This window comes from Thiorhodococcus mannitoliphagus (assembly GCF_010915725.1).
Taxonomy (GTDB): domain Bacteria; phylum Pseudomonadota; class Gammaproteobacteria; order Chromatiales; family Chromatiaceae; genus Thiorhodococcus; species Thiorhodococcus mannitoliphagus.
In genome coordinates, this window is record NZ_JAAIJR010000314.1 from 1 (window position 1) to 1708 (window position 1708).

The 1708-nt window shown below is 61.9% G+C and carries 3 protein-coding genes; all 3 read right to left on the minus strand.

All coding sequences use genetic code 11. The features are described from left to right. Positions 1-588, minus strand: a 588-nt coding sequence (locus G3480_RS26475) for a GGDEF domain-containing protein (RefSeq protein ID WP_164657182.1), incomplete at its 3' end; no start/stop codon positions are given. A gap of 4 nt (positions 589-592) precedes the next feature. Beyond that, entirely contained in the window at positions 593-1003 is a 411-nt protein-coding gene (locus G3480_RS26480; RefSeq protein WP_164657183.1) for a DUF1987 domain-containing protein, read from the minus strand. Between the two features lie 22 nt (positions 1004-1025). Next, complete coding sequence (locus tag G3480_RS26485; protein WP_164657184.1) at positions 1026-1580, minus strand: SiaB family protein kinase; 555 nt, start codon at positions 1578-1580, stop codon at positions 1026-1028. Positions 1581-1708: the final 128 nt, after the last annotated feature.

Here is a 1708-nt window from a genome sequence, read left to right on the forward strand (position 1 = left end):
AATGGCCAGGAATTCCTCTCCGCCAAAACGGCCGGCGATATCACCCTTGCGCAGACTCGAGCGCAGCAGAAAGCCGAAGTCGCGCAGCAGTTGATCCCCGGCCGCATGCCCGAAACTGTCATTGATGCGCTTGAAATGATCCAGATCCATCATGAGCACCGCCAGGGAATGCCCGTGCCTTGCCCGCCGCCGCAGTTCGTGCTCGCCCAACTCAAGCAGGGAGCGCCTGGTATGGGTGCCGGTCAGCTCGTCGATGGAGGCGATGCGGCGCAGTTCCTGCTCGAGCTGCTCGCGCCGCTCGATCTCCTCACGCAGCGCCGCGTTCAATCGCCTCAGGTCCTCGGCCTGTGAGGTCAGCGTCCGATTCGCATCGTGCAGATCGAGCTGCATACGGTCGCTGATACGCACCAGGCGAGCCGTCTCACGATAGCCCCCGCGGTAGGCCTTGGCGAGGTCGCGCACGCCGCCGGAGACTTCCTCGAGCTTGCCGAGCATGTCCTCGGCCCGACGAATCACCGACTCCTCGTGCGCGTAGAGCGAATACTCCTCACCCTCTTCACCGAACCTGGGCGTCTGGTTGCTCGACATGACGCTAAGCCAGGTCGGTCTCTGAGACGACCAAATTGAAGCGGGCCGCCTCGAAGTCTTCGCTAAAGTCTTCCCCGAACTCTTTCATGGTTTCGTCGTCAGGATGATAGTGCCAGTTCACGTCGATCCCGACGCCCACTTGGGCAGTGGATTCCAAGCGTTGAAAGACATTCATGAGCGCCTTTGCACTGCTGCTGTTGAAGTACAGCAGGCGGACATCCATGACGATGGGCGAAGCTGGCGGGCGCTGCTCGGACTCAGCCAGGTAGGCGTCTAGCGCGGCGAGCACGGGTCCGAAGAAGGCGGCGGCGTCCTCCGGATAGGACTCGCCTTCGATACGGAGTCGATGGTTGTCGACGTCCAGCTCGACGAGCGGCGAGCGCTCTGTCTGAGGCAAATAGAGTGTATCCGTCATCGCGCTGCTTGCCTGTCAGGGATCAAATATAGGCCTTGAGACAGAAGAAAGCGCGGCCGTCGCCAAGGTCGGCCAGACCGAACTCGATCGGGCGCGTCGACCGCCTCGCGATCTCGATCAGCCCGATGCTGGCGCCGCGGCTGCCCGCTTCGGCTGGCTCGCGCAGCTTCTCGCGATAGTGACTCTTGATGGCAGCGGGATCCATCGCCGCGAGCGTCTCGAGTCGGCGGCACAGCGATACCCCCTCGTCGTGCTTCACCATGTTGCCACAGACGACGAAGAAGTGCGCCTCGTCGCAGCCGACCGTCACCATTCCGGAACTCATTTCAGCAGGCCGCCCGGTCTCGGCCTCCAGACGCTCATCGGAATAGCGAATGATGTTCTGGACTTGCTCGACGAATACCGAGAAGACACGCTTGGTGACATTGGCGTCCCTCGCCTCCAGGCGCATCTTCTGCTTCAGCGCCTCCCCGAGCGAGAAGAGGATGGACTCCGAAACATAGCCGACGAAGGAGAAGATGACGCCATGGGCGAACATCCGCTGATGGAAATCCAAGTAATCGTTGGCGATGGACATAGGCTCATGACTCCGCCTGCAGACTGGACGCGATGAGGATCGAAGCGCTGCCACGCTCGTGGCGAGGGTGAGGTCCTGGGCAACACCGGCCAGCGACTCTAGGTTGGGCCGACGTTACGAGGCCCAAC